We start from the raw sequence: 14592 nt of genomic DNA on the forward strand, positions 1-14592 counted from the left end.
TTAATTGGGGCTAAGTCGTAACAAGGTAGCTGTATCGGAAGTTGCAGCTGGATCACCTCCTTTCTGGAGAAACCAATTTCTCACTCGCATACATCTTAATCTTACATTATAATGTTTCAGGGCTTGTAGCTCAGTTGGTTAGAGCACCGCTCTGATAAGGCGGGGGTCATAAGTTCAAGTCTTATCAAGCCCACCATTTGATTTTTGGGGAATTAGCTCATCTGGTAGAGCATCTGCCTTGCACGCAGAGGGTGGCAGGTTCGAGTCCTGTATTCTCCACTGTTTTAAGCCCTTTGATTCCTCAAAGGGCTTTTTTTATATTAAATAAATATTACATCGATACGTGTCATAATGTATTTTTTTCTATACAAAAAGTAATGCTTTTATGGAGTTGAAAATGAAAAGGTTTTTGGAGATGCTTGTTTTAATTTGTTTAATCTTATCAAATGTTTTCGGGCAAGATAAAACAATTTACGATTTTACGGTTAAAGGTGTGGACGGAGAATATATTTCTCTGCAATTATTCAAAGGTAAGGTTTTGTTAATAGTTAATACCGCAACGGAGTGCGGCTTTACTCCGCAATATACCGGACTGCAAAAATTGTATGATGTTTATAAAGAAAAAGGATTTGAAATCCTTGATTTTCCCTGCAATCAATTTGAAAATCAGGCGCCCGGTACAGACAAAGAAATCAATAATTTTTGTACATTAAATTATCACACGACATTTTCTCGATTTGCAAAGATTGACGTTAACGGAGAAAATGAAAGTCCGTTATACGAGTATCTAAAAAATTATCAAAAAGACATATCCGCTTCAAAAGATATTGAATGGAATTTTACTAAGTTTCTGATCGATAGAGAAGGAAATCTTGTAAAACGTTATAACCCAGGTAAAAAACCAGGAGCGATCGAAAAGGATATAAAAAAACAATTTGGTTTGTAATTCCGTTTTTACATTTCCAGCAGATTTATCGCCGTAAATCCCATATTGGATTTGGTCGCAGACAAAAATTCGCTTTTTGTACAGATTTTTAACTTTATTCTTTCGTTTTCTTCGCTGTTGTTCAGTAATTTGCCGTTTAATTCACGAAATTCTTCTTTATTTATGCGTATATAGGTTTTATAGTAGTAAATTTTTTCGTCGCAAGCGCCGGGAGAAGTAAATAATGGCTTTGCGTTATTCAAAGGAATAAGTTGTTCTTCGCCTATTTTTAAGCCTGTTTCTTCCGCCATTTCTTTAACCGCCGCATAAGCCGGATTATCCGCGTTTCTATCCAGCATTCCTGCGGGAAATTCCAAATGGTACGAACCGTCGGCGACCCTGCGCTGTTCTACGCATAAATAATATTCCTGCATGTCGCCTTCGACTTGTAATATCGGAACGACAACCGTCGCATCGCCTCTTATGAATATATACGGCGGCAATTTGTTATTTTCATCGTCCTTCGCTTCTATTTGTAAATATGCAAACAATAATTCGCCGTTTTTCTTTTTTTGACACGACAGTACATCGACGTTTTCGATTTTTATATTGTTGTATTTGAGCGTGTCGAAGAAATTTTTTATTTTCGGCTCGGTTTTTAGATTGTCGATAATAATATCTTTCATTTTAATTCTTTTATTTTCGTCCGAACTTGATATGTCTTGCGCTTTCCTCGTGTTCAAAAGACGAGTTTTCATCCTTCGAAATATGTTCGGGTTTTTTTATTTCACGGTTTGTAATTTCGTATTTTTCGACATATTCTTTTATTTCCGAATCGAAATATTTATTAGTTTCCAAATCAAACGAATATTCTTCGTCAAGCGACGGAACGCAGACGTTTTGATAACCGCTTTGTTTGGCGCTGCATAAAAACTCTTGTGCGGATTGACTTTCTCCGTGAACCAAAAACAATTTCTTGAGATTGTGAGGCGACGAAAACGAAAGATATTTTTCAAGTCCGGACTTATCTGCGTGAGCGGAAAACGAATCCAATTTTTGAACTTTGCATCTAACGTTAAACGGCTCTCCAAAAATTTTCACCTCTTTTGCGCCGTCCGAAATGTAGCGCGCCAGCGTGTTTTCCGCGGGATAACCGACAAACAGAAGCGTTGCGCGCGTGTCTTCGATATGATTCATAAGATGATACAAAATTCGCCCGCCTTCCATCATTCCCGAAGACGAAATTATTATGCGCGGCTGTACGCTTTTATCTTTCAGTTTCATAGAATCGTCAAGCGAGCGGATGTAATGCAAGCCGGTAAAATCAAACGGGTCGATTTTTTGGTCGATGTAAGAACGGTGCGCTTCGCGGTCAAGATCTCCCAAATGTTTTTGGAAAATTTCGGTAGCGTGAAGTCCCAGCGGAGAATCCACGAAAACCGGAATGTCGCGAATAAGTCCTCTGTCGCGTAATTTGTGTAAAACATACACCAAAAGTTGTATTCTTCCGACCGAAAACGCCGGAATTAAAATTGTTCCCGCCTGCTGATTTATGGCGTTTGTAATCGCGTCTGCAAGCGCGTTTTCCGCATCGCCGAATTTCTGAGAATGCAGACGGTTTCCATAAGTGGTTTCCATGACCAAAAAGTCTAAATCGCGCAAAATGTCGGGGTCGTGAATAAGCGGAATGTTTTCGCGCCCTATGTCGCCGGAAAATCCGAAACGCACAGGGTTTTTGCCTTCTCCGATTTCAAATAAAATTCCCGCACTGCCTAAAATGTGTCCGGCGTCACGAAATCGAAATTTTATATTCGGGGATAATTCAAACGTATCTTCGTAGCCGTGGCTTACAAATTGTCCAAGCATATTATCGACATCTTCGCCTGTATATAGCGGTGAGAACAGATTTTTGTTTTGTCTGGCGCGGTTTTTATTGGCTATTTTCAAATCGCTGCTCTGTAAATGCGCCGAATCGTGAAGCATATAACTGCACAATTCCACACTCTCCCGCGTTGCGTGGATACTGCCGGAAAATCCTTGCTTTGCGAGAGTAGGCAGATTTCCGCTGTGATCAATGTGGGCGTGCGTTAAAACGACCGCGTCAATTTCACTCGGCTTTATTTTGTCAGGGAATCTGAAATTTTTGTTTAATTCGTATGACTCTTTCCTTTTGCCTTGTGTGAGTCCGCAGTCGATTAAAATTTTTTTACCGTCCGCCTGCAATAAAAATTGCGACCCCGTAACAGTTTGCGCCGCTCCGTGAAAACTGATTTTGATTTTCATACAATTCCCCAATTTATTCTCAATAATTATTTACATTTTCGTAAAATACATTCATTCGTCGAATAAAAACTTGATTGATTTATAATTTTTGCAAAAAAACTTTGACAAGTAAGCGTACAAAAAGATATTTTATAAGTTGAGGAAGTTGTGGTCGGGCAGGAATGTCCGATTTTTTTGTATCGGGCGGACTATGAAAGTCAACGAAGAAATTATTTCTAAAGTAGAAAATGCGGTAAACGATTGCGGCGCGGAATTTTACGAAGCGAAATTTTTTATGTCTGGAGAAACAGGAATTTTTAGAGTTTTTGTCGATACGAAAAACGGTATAACTCTTGACGAATGCGCGGAAATAAGTAAAAAAGTGTCGGATTATTTAGATTCGGTTGATTTTGGAAAAGGATCTTACGCTTTGGAAGTTTCGTCTCCGGGAATTACACGGCTTCTGGTTACGGTAAAAGACTTTGAACGAGCGGTCGGAAAAGAAATAAGCGTTCGTTTTAAAAATGTTGACGGAAATTCGCGGAAAAAATCCGGGATTCTAAAATCGGTTGATAAAAACACTATTGTTTTTGAAAGCGGCGAAGATATTGATTTTACGTCTGTTTTGAACGGGAAACTAATATTTAATTTATAAAGGAGTGTATTTTGGCAAAGAAGGACAAAGAACTTAAACAAGGCGGCGAACTTGCAAAATTTTTGGCGGAGTTAGCCAAAGATCCCAAAGCGTTTAATCAGGAAAAAGGCGTAAGTTTGGATTTTGTATTAAAATTGCTTGAAGAATCGCTTGCCGCTGCGGCGCAAAAATCGCTTGAAGATAAACCGGCTGTTTCTGTAAAAATCAGTAAAACGACAGGCGCTATTACGGCGTATTCATATTTGACGGTTGTTGCGGACGACGGAATGGAAAGCCCATATACACAAATAACTTTGAGCGAGGCTAAAGAAGAATATGATTCAAACGCGGAAATAGGCGACGAAGTTATTCTTGAAGACAATTTGGACGTCAGCAAGTTTGGAAGAATGGCTATGCAGCATACTAAACAGCTTCTCTCGCAAAAAATTAAAGACCACGAAAGAGAAAAAATTAAAAGCGATTATTCCGTACGCGTCGGCGAGTTGGTTTCGGGCGACGTGCGTCATATAGAAAAGGGAAGCGTAATAATCGACCTCGGAAAAACCGAGGCGTTGCTGCCGAGGAATCAGCAAATTAAAGGCGATAGATACTTGCAAGGCGACAGGATAAAAGCGGTTATTCATGAAGTAAAAGAAAGTTCAAAAGGCGCACAGGTAATACTTTCACGAACTTCGCCGGAATTTTTGCGCCGCTTATTTGAAGTAGAAGTGCCGGAAGTTTTTCAGAAAATCGTTAGAATAGTGAAGATAGAAAGAAATCCCGGATACAGGGCTAAAGTTGCGCTTGAAACGTCTGATCCCAGAGTGGATCCCGTAGGCGCGTGTTTGGGAATGCGCGGAGGAAGAATCCAAACTATAGTGCGCGAGATTTCGAATGAAAGGATAGATGTTTTTGTTTGGACGGACGATATTGTTACGCTTTCTAAAAAAGCGCTTTCTTCGGCAAAGGTTTCCAATGTGTATCCCGTAGGCGATAAAAAAGTGGTAATGGTCGTTCCTGACGAAGAACTTGCGAAAGCGATAGGAAAGGACGGTTCAAACATTAAACTTACTTCAAGGTTTTTGGATAAGGAAGTTCTTATTTATGGAGAAGACGAATTTGATGATTTTTCCGAAGAAGAAAAAGCGAAAATATTTTCCGTAAAAAACGAAGAAATAAGAAAAGCGGGCGTAAACATATTCGACGACAAAGAAAATGAAATAAATAATTTACATGAAATCGGGAATGAACAAGAAGATGAAAAATCTTTGAGTGTACAACTTGTCGAAAGCGGCGCCGATTTAGATGATTTTGTGGTAAAGGAATAATATCGGGCTTTACGTACCGAAATTTTCGGGAAAGGAAAATTTGTTATATGGCAATTGTTAAGGTATCACAATTGGCAAAAGATATGGGGTTGACGAGCAATGTTGTGATTTCGGTTCTTCATAAGCTTGGATATTCCGAAATAAAAGCTCATAACTCAGTGGTAGATGCCGCCGTTAAAGAGCAGATTTTGTCTAAAATGAAAGAAGAAACGGCGGCGGCGAAGCAAAGATTTGCCGAAAACGGCAGCCGTGCCGAGAGGCGAAAGGGGACAGCGCCGTCGCATCCGAATACCGAACAGGATTCCAATACGCAATTAAAGCAAAATATTGACAGCGCAGAGAAAAACATATCGGAAAAAAAACATACGGAAAACGCTCCTCGGCGTTTTGACGGTTCTAATGGCGGCCGCGGTAATTATATAAACAGAAATTTTGATTCAAAGAAAGATGATAATTCGAATAGAACCGGCGGATTTGGCGGACACGGTAATTCAAATTTAGCTTGGAAGAGAAATATAGGCAAAGAAAGAGGCGATAATTTTAATCGTCCAAACGGAGATTTCAGGAATAAAGATTCAAATTCCGGTAGAACTTTTGACAATCGCTTCGGCGGTAATCAGAACCAAGGTTTTAACGGCAATCAGAACCAAGGTTTTAACGATCGTCGTGGTAATAATAATTTTGGACAGCAAAACAAAGACGGGAATTTTAATCGTTCAAACGAAAGTTTTCGCGACCGTATCGGGAATTTTAATAACAAAAACGGAGGAAATTTTCGCGGCAGAAACGATAATTTTACCGGCGGCGCCGGCGGTAGAGGGCAAGGCAATTCTCAGGACAAAAATCATATCGCAGGCATCAATTCGAATTATGCTAAAGAATTAGCGGACAATCAGGCAAAACTTCAGAATTCCGAAGATAATAAATCAAGAAAGAAAAAAGTTAAAAAGCGTCCGGTAAAAGATGCGTTTCAAAAACATCGCGAAGAAGAATTTGAGATGAAATCAAACGTGCGAAAAACAATAACTATGATGGGAATCGGAAATACAAAAAAGAAATACAAAAAAGACAAAATCGGTAACGAGGATGAAGAAGAAGGAAAGAAAATCCTTTCTGTTAGCGAGTTTATTTCTGTTAGCGAATTTGCAAAAATGGTCGAAGAAGACGCCGGGACGATAATAGCAAGATGTATGGACGGAGGACTGCTCGTTACTATAAATCAACGATTGGATTTTCCTACGATTCAAATGTTATCCGAAGAATTCGGTTATGAGGCTCAACTTCTTGACGAGTTCGTAGAAAAAGACGAGGATGAAGAAATCAATCAATATGAAGCTTTTCCGCGTCCTCCGGTCGTAACCGTTATGGGACATGTAGATCACGGGAAAACGTCGCTTTTGGATTATATCCGTAAATCCAACGTGATAGCGGGAGAATCCGGCGGTATCACTCAACATATCGCCGCTTACTCGGTTGAGACGAAAACCGGCATAGTTACGTTTTTGGATACCCCCGGACACGAGGCGTTTGCGGCAATGCGCGCCAGAGGTTCGCAAATTACCGATGTCGTAGTTTTGGTAATAGCGGCCGATTCCGGTGTTATGCCTCAGACTAAAGAAGCGATCGATCACGCAAAGGCGGCTGGAGTTCCTTTGGTCGTCGCTATAAATAAAATTGATTTACCTACCGCTAATCCCGACAAAGTCAAAGCGGATTTGGCGAATTACGGCGTTTTGGTCGAGTCTTACGGCGGAAAGGTGCAGAGCGTTGAAATTTCTGCCAAAAAAGGAGTCGGAATCGACAACCTGCTTGAACTTTTGGCGCTTGAAACTGAGATGCTGGATTTGAAGTCGCCGCTTGAAGGATATGCAAAAGGCGTCGTTATAGAATCTGAATTAGACAAAGGCAAAGGCGCTTTAGCGACGGTTCTCATTCAATCTGGAACGTTGCGTAAAGGGGATGTTTTTTATACGGGGACGCATAGCGGTAAAGTACGTGAAATGCTTAACGAACACGGAAATAAAGTCAAAGAAGTTCCTCCCGGGCATCCCGCTATTATTTTGGGATTATCCGGTACCCCGCAGGCAGGCGATTCTTTTAAGGTTTGCAAAAATGAAAAAGAGGCGAAAGAGATAGCCGCAAAACGTCGTCTTGCGGAAAAGGAACGCGAACTCCGTAATATGTATTCGGCGGTATCTTTGGCGAATCTTTCGCAGAAAATCAAAGAAGGCAAGATACTTACGCTCAATATAATCGTTCGCGGGGACGTTGACGGTTCGGTTGAAGCGGTTGCGGGTGAGTTGCAGAAACTTTCCACCGACGAGATTAAGGTGAATATCGTCCTCAAAGGCGTTGGCGGTATCAAGGAAACCGACATTATGCTTGCACAGGCGTCTAACGCGATTATAATCGGATTCCACATAAATCCCAATCCGAAAATTAGGGCGAGCGCAAATGACGCAAACGTTGAAATTAAAACGTTTAGAATTATTTATGAGGCGATAGAAGAAGTCAGGTCGGCGATGATAGGAATGCTCGCCCCCGACATAAAAGAAGAAATAATGGGACAGGTTGAAATTCGCGAATTGTTCAAAATTCCCAAAGTCGGAAATGTTGCGGGATGTTACGTCTTGGAAGGGAAAGTTGAACGAAATTCTTCGGCTCGACTTATTCGTGAGGATATTGAAATTGCCGATACGAAAATAGAAACGCTTCAACGCTTTAAAGACCAAGTTAAAGAAGTTTTGTCCGGATTTGACTGCGGGCTGACTTTGACGAAAGTTTCGGATTATAAAATCGGCGACAGGATAGAGGTTTATAAAGAAGTAGAAATTAAGCGTAAAAGTTTGGAGCGTTAAATGCCTGAAAATTCTTGGTACGGTGAAAGAATCGGCGAGAATCTGAAAAGAGAGATTTTATGGGTTATAACTAACGAAATGAATGACCCGCGTCTGCCGAAAACGATCATCGTTCCAAATATAAATTTAGCGAAAGACAATAAAAACGCTACGGTTTTCGTATCGGTTTTGGCTGACGAAATTGAACAAAACGAGGCGATAAAGGTGCTTAATAAAGCGGCAGGCTTTATTCAATCTACAACGGCGAAAAGGGTAAAAATAAAACATTTTCCAAAATTATTTTTTAAGTTGGATAAATCGTTTGAATATCAAGAAAACGTCGATTATCTTCTTGAAAAGGTTAGAGATGATTTGGAATGATTTAAGAAAAATTATAATAGAAAACGATTCGTTTTTGATTTCTTCGCATGAAAATCCCGACGGCGACAGCGTATGTTCTCAACTTGCGTTTTGGAAATATCTTAAAAATATCGGCAAAAGCGCGGAAATTTACAACAAAGACAAAGTTCCCGAGAAATTTCGATTCATTTCAAATTCACAGGCGATAAGCGATATCGCTCCCGACAAAAAATTTGACGTTTTAGCGATTTTTGACTCTTCAAATCCGCAAAGGACCGCCATAGAAAACATTGAAACGCGTTTTGCCGATAAAATTATCAACATTGATCATCATCGTGACAACTCAAATTTTGGGAATATAAACTGCGTCGATACGAAATCTGCGGCCGCTTGTCGAATTCTGTATGATTTTTTTACCGAAAACGGTATAAATTATGACATTGAAATTACAAATTATCTTTTTTGCGGAATTTTGACCGACACGAACGGATTTAGATTCAACAACGACGACGGTTCGCTTTATCCGGTCGCATACGACTTAATTAAACACGGCGCCGATAACGGCTATTTGTTCAAAAAAATGTTCGCTTCCTATTCGCCTTCTGCGCTGAAACTTCGGGCAAAGGTTTGGGAATCGCTTAAGTCTTATTGCGGCGGTAGAATAAATACGATTTGCATTCCTAAAAAATTATATGAGGAATACGGTGCGGATAACTCGGCGACCGAGGGGATGTCAAACGCAGTTTTAGACGGAGAAGGTGTTGAAGTAGGAATTTTTGTGCGTTTTGACGACGCAAAAACGCATTTCTCGATTCGCTCTGCGGGGAAAATCGACGTCGGAGAAATTGCCGCGGCTGTAGGCGCGGGCGGAGGACATAAATTCGCCGCCGGATGTACAATAAAAAACATGCATTACGAAAAAGCGATAGAAATAATTGTAAAAAAAATTGAAGATAGACTGAATAATTTATAAATATAGGAATTTTTTTGTTTCTTGTATTATATTATCTTTAAGAAAGTTAATTGATATAATAGGAGGATAAAAAGATGAATTCAAAGGCAAGATTTGCCGGAATTGTTTTAACGGTTTGGGTTTTACTTATAACGCCGTTGTTCGCTCAAAACCGCCCTTTTCCACAGGCTGCCGACAACGGATTTGTAGGAACGGTGATTAAACCGAGCAACAGAGAGCAGAACGATCTGAACGACGATGTAAAAAAATTATACGATAGTTACAAATCAAGATTTCTAAGGCAGTCTGGAAGCAGGTATTATATTCTAGCGACGGGCAACGGAGACGACGAAGATAAACCATGTAAAAACGAGCAGACAATTTCGGAAGCGCACGGCTACGGAATGATAATTTTTGCGTTGATGGCTGGTTATGACAAAGATGCCAAAAATATTTTTGACGGAATGAACGAATTGCGGAAAGCGCAAAAGGCGACTGGAAATTCCAATTTGATGTCGTGGGTGGTCTGTAATGTGAATGCGAACAACGTTCAAGTCAGCAGTTCCGCTACCGATGGAGATTTGGATAATGCATACGCTTTGCTTTTGGCTTACAAACAGTGGGACGATAATTCGTATTTAAACGATGCAAAAACGCTCATTGACGCAATTATGTCTTCAGAAATGCATACTAGTATTTATAGAACTAATTTGGGCGATTGGGACAGAAATGGAAACCGTTCAAGAAGTTCGGATTGGATGCCCGGACATTTCAGAGCGTTTTACGCAGCAAATCAAAAAGATTTTTGGCGTCAAGCGGCAGATACGGTTTATGCGCTTTTAGCGCAATGTTCCAATCAAACCACAGGACTTATTCCCGATTTTGTAACCGGTTCCCCCGCAAAACCCGACCCTAACGCCATTGAAGAAAACGGAGATAAGTATTCTTATAATGCTTGCCGCGATCCTTGGCGGCTTGCGCTTGATTACGCTCATCACGGAACAGAGAGCGCTAAAAACCAGATTAACAAAATAAGCGCTTGGCTTCGCGGCTCTAACGGCGCTAAAGGAGATCCTAATAATATAAAAGCCGGATACAACTTAAACGGAAGTGCGTTTGAGAACTATGAAGACATAATTTTTACCGCACCTTTTGCTTCTGGAATGATTGCCGACCCGGCAAACCAAAATTTCTTGAACAGTACTTACAATAAAATAAGGTCCGTAAACAACTACAACGACGAGTATGCGACGGCTCTTCAACTTTTGAGCGTACTTCTCATATCCGGAAACTGGTGGGCGCCGTATTCTTCCGGCGGCGACATTAACCCGCCGGACCCTCCTGTTACCGACAGCAGAGATTTGGTTTTTGAGGAATGGGAGAGCGGAGAAGACGATGTTGACGAACTCGGTTCTGCGGCAAGTGTAGACCAAACTAAAGAAGGAGAAGTCAGTTTTACGTTGTTTCGTGCAAAAGAAGTAGGTGAGGCATACACGTGGGCTCAAATTGCGACATATTTCGAAACGGGAGATTTCAAAGACGCAACTTCAATAACAGTTACATACACATCGGATAAAGATATAGTCATAACTCTTATAGATCCTGATTTTACCGGGGGTGAAGGATACGAATATTTACTGAAAAGCAGTTCTACACCCAAAACGGTTAGTATAAACGTGGCAAATTTTCAACAGCCGGAATGGGCTGCTGATGATGGATTGGATGCTCCTCTTAATAAAAACAAAATAGAAGGAATCGGAATTTATGCAAAAGATGACGATGCTACAACAAAGGGGAAAATTACGAAATTTGAAGTTTTCGGAATGAATGGCGGAAGTACGCCTATTTCTTTTGGAAAATCAAAAGGAGTAAAAAATCGTGTTGTTGGTGGGGCGGGAATTACAGTCTCAAAAAACAGCATAAACCTCAACGTCCCGAACGAAAAAGCCGTTTCGCTCAAAATCAGCGACATAAGAGGACGCTTGCTTTTGAACAGAAGCGTAACGCTTAATTCTTCCGGTTTCGCATCCTTTGGAATTCCAAATTCAATATCAAAAAATCAAACGTTGATTTTGAATGTAAAAGGTAAAAACGGGTTGAACGTTTCACAGAAAATTTTACTGAAATAACCCCTGAAATCAAAATAAAAAGAGGAATTGCAAATATTGCGATTCCTCTTTTTATTTAGTTGTTTTCGCTTATTACTTCTTCCACAATTCGTCAAATTCTTTCCAGCGAATAGTAAAATCTACCCAGTAAACGTTTATCACTTGGTCTTTGTTTTTCATTTTTTTGTTAATCGCCTTGACCATTTCTTCCATAGGATTTTCTAATTTCGACCACCAAGCGTAATCCGTATTTCCATCTCCGGCATATCCAATCTGAAAGCCGACCTCATTTGGATAAAACATGTTCGCCCAATTCGCAAATTCGGATGCAAACGCATTCACACCGGAAAACCCATAACTGTCGTTAATATAAACGACATCGCCGACAGGCTTGCCGCCTACGTAAGCGGCATTATAGTGTTTCACGAAAATCTTATAATCGGGGTTGTAAGATTTCACAAGCGCTTCAAATTCAATAAGGTCGTTCGTATTCAATTTTTCATCGACCTCTTCATCTGGTCCGTTCGTATCTCCGTCCGACGGATACCATTCTACGTCGATTCCGAATCCTGCCACAGACGGGTGATGCGAATATTTGTCCAAAACTAAACGAATAAGTTCTTTCATATTCGCCCTGCCCGCTTCGATTTGTAAATAAACTTTCGCACCGATTTCATCGAATTTGTTAAGGTATGGTGTGTGTTTGTCCTGATTTGCGAACTTAATATACGGGTCGTTTGTTTGCGTCTGTTCAAATTCCAAACGGCATTCTTTTCCGTGAATTCCACCGACTATCCATACGGCTGACGGAACGGCGTCGTCGAATTTTTTCGAGATATTTTTCATAACCGTCGCCGCTTCTTCGGGCGTAGGAAAGTTACTAGTTTCCCATTTGCCGGTTGAGTCGGCAAACCCATAATAAGACGAACGTATTCCCGCAAATTTCACACCGCCTTTTACCGTAGGAACCGTGTCTTGAGGAATCTCCGGTCCTACGCAAGCGGCAAAAAACATCGCCGCCATAGCTATTAAAATATTCATATATAACTTCTTTGAAAAATTTAAACCACCGATGATAAATATAATAAATATTGTTCTATATTAACAAAATTATTTATTACCGAAAAGAGAAAATTCCGATTTGACACGCTTTCCACAAGACCGCATCCAAATATCCTATCGGGGAACCTGTTTCTTTCTGCAGGTTATCAAACATTTTATCGCAGTATTTTTTCACGTTTTCGTCAAGCGGAAATTTTGCCGTTTCGATATTTCCGAAAAGAGCGATTCCAAGCCGCTGAATCCAAATATCGTATTTAACGACCGAAACCCCAAGATTTCTGGCAAGGTGGTTTTTGGTTATTTTCCCGATGTGCGGAAGCGTTTCAAGAAAATTTAATTTTTCGTCGCCGGATTTGAGTGAATAAAAAATTTGGCGGAAAGTTTTGCGCTCGTTCCAAATTTTTACGATAGCATTAATTTTATTTTTGTTATGGAAAATCTCAAAAAGTTTATCCGCCGACACGTTATTATTGTTTTCTATATAACAACGAATTTCGTTGAATTTTTTCTTTGCCGTTTTTTGTGAAAATCCGCCGGCTAAAATTACATAAATCGCCTCAAACGCAAAATCTTCCGGAGAAAGTATCGGTGGATTTTTTAATTTTTCTTTTATCGTTTCAAAATCGTCTTTATCTGAATCTTGTTGTAAATTTTTAATTTTTTCTTCAATTTCCGCAAATAGATATTTGTCTATTTTTCCTATTTTCAAATCGTTTATCGTGCAATTCATAATTTTGAGGACTCGACTAATTTTGACAATATTTCGCTAAAATTCTCAAAATCCTGCAAGAATTCTTTATTAAATACAAGGTTTTGTAATTTTATATAATTTTCAAGCGGTATGCTTTTCAGTTTTTTCATTTTCTTTATCGCGCCTTTTATTGTAAAATTTTCTTTGTAAAGTAAATATTTTATCTTATTCGCTATGTCTATGTCCTTTTTTTGATAAGAACGATTTCCGCCTCGATTCTTTACAGGTTGAAGAATATCAAATTCTTTTTCCCAATATCTCAAAATGCTCGGCTCGATTCCCAAGATTTCGGCTGCTTGACTTATACTCCAATATATTCTTTTTTCATCCATAAATAATAACTTCCTTCAAAATTGCTGTACGGAAAATAAGATTTTCCAAATGACAAAAGCGTATTTTTTAATTTAAAGAATATTATTTTTATTCCGATAATCTTAATATGATATTTTGGATTGAAAGGAAAGGCTATGTCTATAGGCGCAGTTGCATTTTGGTCGAGCGATTACGCTCTTGCCATTTTGGAAACCAAAAATAATTCGTTTCCACTGCGCGGCTGTGGTGAGGATGAAAACCTAAGTCAGTCAGAGTCGAAAAAGGGATTTCTGGGTATTAAGCCGCGAAACGATGAATATATTTCGTCAATGCAAAACAAAAAGTTTGACGATGACGTTTCAATAGAAGAAAACACTGTAGGTAAAATAGAAAAAAAAGGCAAAGACGCGGAATTTTCACAGGAAGAGCAAAAAATAATTAACGATTTGAAAGTGCGCGATCAGGAAGTTAGAAATCATGAACAGGCGCATATTGCGGCTGGAGGCGCTTATATACGCGGAGGAGCAAGTTATTCATATCAAAGCGGTCCTGACGGGAAACAGTATGCAATCGACGGAGAAGTAAGTATTGACGCTTCGCCGGTTAAGGACAATTATGAAGCGACAATAGCGAAAATGCAAACGGTTCGCGCCGCGGCGCTTGCGCCGGCGAGCCCTTCCGGGCAAGATAGAGCGGTTGCGGCGGCGGCTTCGCAGACGGAGGCTCGGGCAAGAGCCGATATGAGAGAAGAACGCGCTCAAAAATTGAAAGAAGAAAACGATGAAGACGTAAAAGACAAAGACGATAATTTTTTGAAAACTTCAAAGCGGGCGCTTTCGGCGATATCGGCTTATAACGTTTATGATAATCCTTCAAATATATCAACGATAAATTTTGCCGCGTAACTTTCAATGAAACTATTTCAAAATTATAAATCATTAAAACCTATTATTTCCCTCAAAAAACAAAAAGTTCGGCGAGTCAGGTGAAAATATATTATTTTCACTGCGATTAGACAAATGAAAGGGGAAATTATGAGGAAGATACTATTTTTAGTATCA

General features: G+C 39.8%; 13 protein-coding genes, 2 tRNA genes and 1 rRNA gene. 11 read left to right on the forward strand and 5 right to left on the reverse strand.

The features are described from left to right. The 4 genes from LBH98_05665 to LBH98_05680 form a co-directional block, all read left to right on the forward strand. Positions 1 to 63, forward strand: a 16S ribosomal RNA gene (locus tag LBH98_05665); the annotation flags it as partial. 56 nt (positions 64 to 119) lie between these two features. After that, positions 120 to 196: transfer RNA gene (locus LBH98_05670), tRNA-Ile, on the forward strand. A 10-nt stretch (positions 197 to 206) separates the two neighbouring features. Beyond that, positions 207 to 279: transfer RNA gene (locus tag LBH98_05675), tRNA-Ala, on the forward strand. A 136-nt stretch (positions 280 to 415) separates the two neighbouring features. Continuing rightward, the gene (locus LBH98_05680) at positions 416 to 946 is read left to right on the forward strand and encodes a glutathione peroxidase (protein ID MDR0304241.1); all 531 of its coding nucleotides are present in this window, start codon (positions 416 to 418) and stop codon (positions 944 to 946) included. A gap of 8 nt (positions 947 to 954) precedes the next feature. On the opposite strand, the gene LBH98_05685 is transcribed toward LBH98_05680, so the two are convergent. Beyond that, the gene (locus LBH98_05685) at positions 955 to 1683 is read right to left on the reverse strand and encodes an NUDIX domain-containing protein (protein ID MDR0304242.1); all 729 of its coding nucleotides are present in this window, start codon (positions 1681 to 1683) and stop codon (positions 955 to 957) included. Further along, positions 1622 to 3208 (reverse strand): MBL fold metallo-hydrolase, encoded by a 1587-nt coding sequence (locus LBH98_05690; protein MDR0304243.1) that lies wholly within the window; start codon positions 3206 to 3208, stop codon positions 1622 to 1624. Before LBH98_05690 ends, LBH98_05685 begins: the two co-directional genes overlap by 62 nt. Positions 3209 to 3398: 190 nt before the next feature. On the opposite strand from LBH98_05690, the gene LBH98_05695 reads away from it, so the two are divergent. The 6 genes from LBH98_05695 (at position 3399) to LBH98_05720 (ending at position 11427) form a co-directional block, all read left to right on the forward strand. Beyond that, a complete protein-coding gene (locus LBH98_05695) occupies positions 3399 to 3842 on the forward strand; it encodes a hypothetical protein (GenBank protein ID MDR0304244.1) in 444 nt (147 codons plus the stop codon). Positions 3843 to 3853: 11 nt separating this feature from the next. Further along, positions 3854 to 5149, forward strand: coding sequence for a transcription termination factor NusA (gene nusA, locus LBH98_05700; protein ID MDR0304245.1), 1296 nt, complete (start codon positions 3854 to 3856; stop codon positions 5147 to 5149). Between the two features lie 47 nt (positions 5150 to 5196). Then, complete coding sequence (gene infB / locus LBH98_05705; GenBank protein ID MDR0304246.1) at positions 5197 to 8007, forward strand: translation initiation factor IF-2; 2811 nt, start codon at positions 5197 to 5199, stop codon at positions 8005 to 8007. Then, positions 8008 to 8367: a 30S ribosome-binding factor RbfA gene (gene rbfA / locus LBH98_05710; protein MDR0304247.1), complete on the forward strand. Its 360-nt coding sequence runs from the start codon at positions 8008 to 8010 to the stop codon at positions 8365 to 8367. Continuing rightward, entirely contained in the window at positions 8354 to 9319 is a 966-nt protein-coding gene (locus LBH98_05715; protein ID MDR0304248.1) for a DHH family phosphoesterase, read from the forward strand. The genes rbfA and LBH98_05715 overlap by 14 nt, the downstream gene beginning before the upstream one ends. A gap of 74 nt (positions 9320 to 9393) precedes the next feature. After that, the gene (locus LBH98_05720) at positions 9394 to 11427 is read left to right on the forward strand and encodes a hypothetical protein (protein ID MDR0304249.1); all 2034 of its coding nucleotides are present in this window, start codon (positions 9394 to 9396) and stop codon (positions 11425 to 11427) included. 72 nt (positions 11428 to 11499) lie between these two features. Here the strand turns inward: LBH98_05720 and LBH98_05725 are convergent, their stop codons facing one another. The 3 genes from LBH98_05725 to LBH98_05735 form a co-directional block, all read right to left on the reverse strand. Further along, positions 11500 to 12447: a hypothetical protein gene (locus LBH98_05725; GenBank protein MDR0304250.1), complete on the reverse strand. Its 948-nt coding sequence runs from the start codon at positions 12445 to 12447 to the stop codon at positions 11500 to 11502. A 76-nt stretch (positions 12448 to 12523) separates the two neighbouring features. Then, positions 12524 to 13198 carry a hypothetical protein gene (locus tag LBH98_05730; GenBank protein ID MDR0304251.1) on the reverse strand — a complete coding sequence of 225 codons (675 nt, stop codon included), beginning with the start codon at positions 13196 to 13198 and terminating at the stop codon, positions 12524 to 12526. Continuing rightward, the gene (locus LBH98_05735) at positions 13195 to 13551 is read right to left on the reverse strand and encodes a MerR family transcriptional regulator (GenBank protein ID MDR0304252.1); all 357 of its coding nucleotides are present in this window, start codon (positions 13549 to 13551) and stop codon (positions 13195 to 13197) included. The genes LBH98_05730 and LBH98_05735 overlap by 4 nt, the downstream gene beginning before the upstream one ends. A 135-nt stretch (positions 13552 to 13686) precedes the next feature. On the opposite strand from LBH98_05735, the gene LBH98_05740 reads away from it, so the two are divergent. Continuing rightward, complete coding sequence (locus LBH98_05740) at positions 13687 to 14436, forward strand: hypothetical protein (protein MDR0304253.1); 750 nt, start codon at positions 13687 to 13689, stop codon at positions 14434 to 14436. Positions 14437 to 14592: the final 156 nt, after the last annotated feature.

This window comes from Chitinispirillales bacterium (genome assembly GCA_031254455.1).
In the GTDB taxonomy this organism is placed as follows: Bacteria; Fibrobacterota; Chitinivibrionia; order Chitinivibrionales; family Chitinivibrionaceae; genus WRFX01.

Bases quoted from the DNA above. Each gene is read 5' to 3' on its own strand.
- LBH98_05680 (MDR0304241.1), top strand. From the start codon at position 416: ATGCTTGTTTTAATTTGTTTAATCTTATCAAATGTTTTCGGGCAAGAT.
- LBH98_05685 (MDR0304242.1), bottom strand. From the start codon at position 1,683: ATGAAAACTCGTCTTTTGAACACGAGGAAAGCGCAAGACATATCAAGT.
- LBH98_05690 (MDR0304243.1), bottom strand. From the start codon at position 3,208: ATGAAAATCAAAATCAGTTTTCACGGAGCGGCGCAAACTGTTACGGGG.
- LBH98_05695 (MDR0304244.1), top strand. From the start codon at position 3,399: ATGAAAGTCAACGAAGAAATTATTTCTAAAGTAGAAAATGCGGTAAAC.
- infB (MDR0304246.1), top strand. From the start codon at position 5,197: ATGGCAATTGTTAAGGTATCACAATTGGCAAAAGATATGGGGTTGACG.
- rbfA (MDR0304247.1), top strand. From the start codon at position 8,008: ATGCCTGAAAATTCTTGGTACGGTGAAAGAATCGGCGAGAATCTGAAA.
- LBH98_05715 (MDR0304248.1), top strand. From the start codon at position 8,354: ATGATTTGGAATGATTTAAGAAAAATTATAATAGAAAACGATTCGTTT.
- LBH98_05720 (MDR0304249.1), top strand. From the start codon at position 9,394: ATGAATTCAAAGGCAAGATTTGCCGGAATTGTTTTAACGGTTTGGGTT.
- LBH98_05725 (MDR0304250.1), bottom strand. From the start codon at position 12,447: ATGAATATTTTAATAGCTATGGCGGCGATGTTTTTTGCCGCTTGCGTA.
- LBH98_05730 (MDR0304251.1), bottom strand. From the start codon at position 13,198: ATGAATTGCACGATAAACGATTTGAAAATAGGAAAAATAGACAAATAT.
- LBH98_05735 (MDR0304252.1), bottom strand. From the start codon at position 13,551: ATGGATGAAAAAAGAATATATTGGAGTATAAGTCAAGCAGCCGAAATC.
- LBH98_05740 (MDR0304253.1), top strand. From the start codon at position 13,687: ATGTCTATAGGCGCAGTTGCATTTTGGTCGAGCGATTACGCTCTTGCC.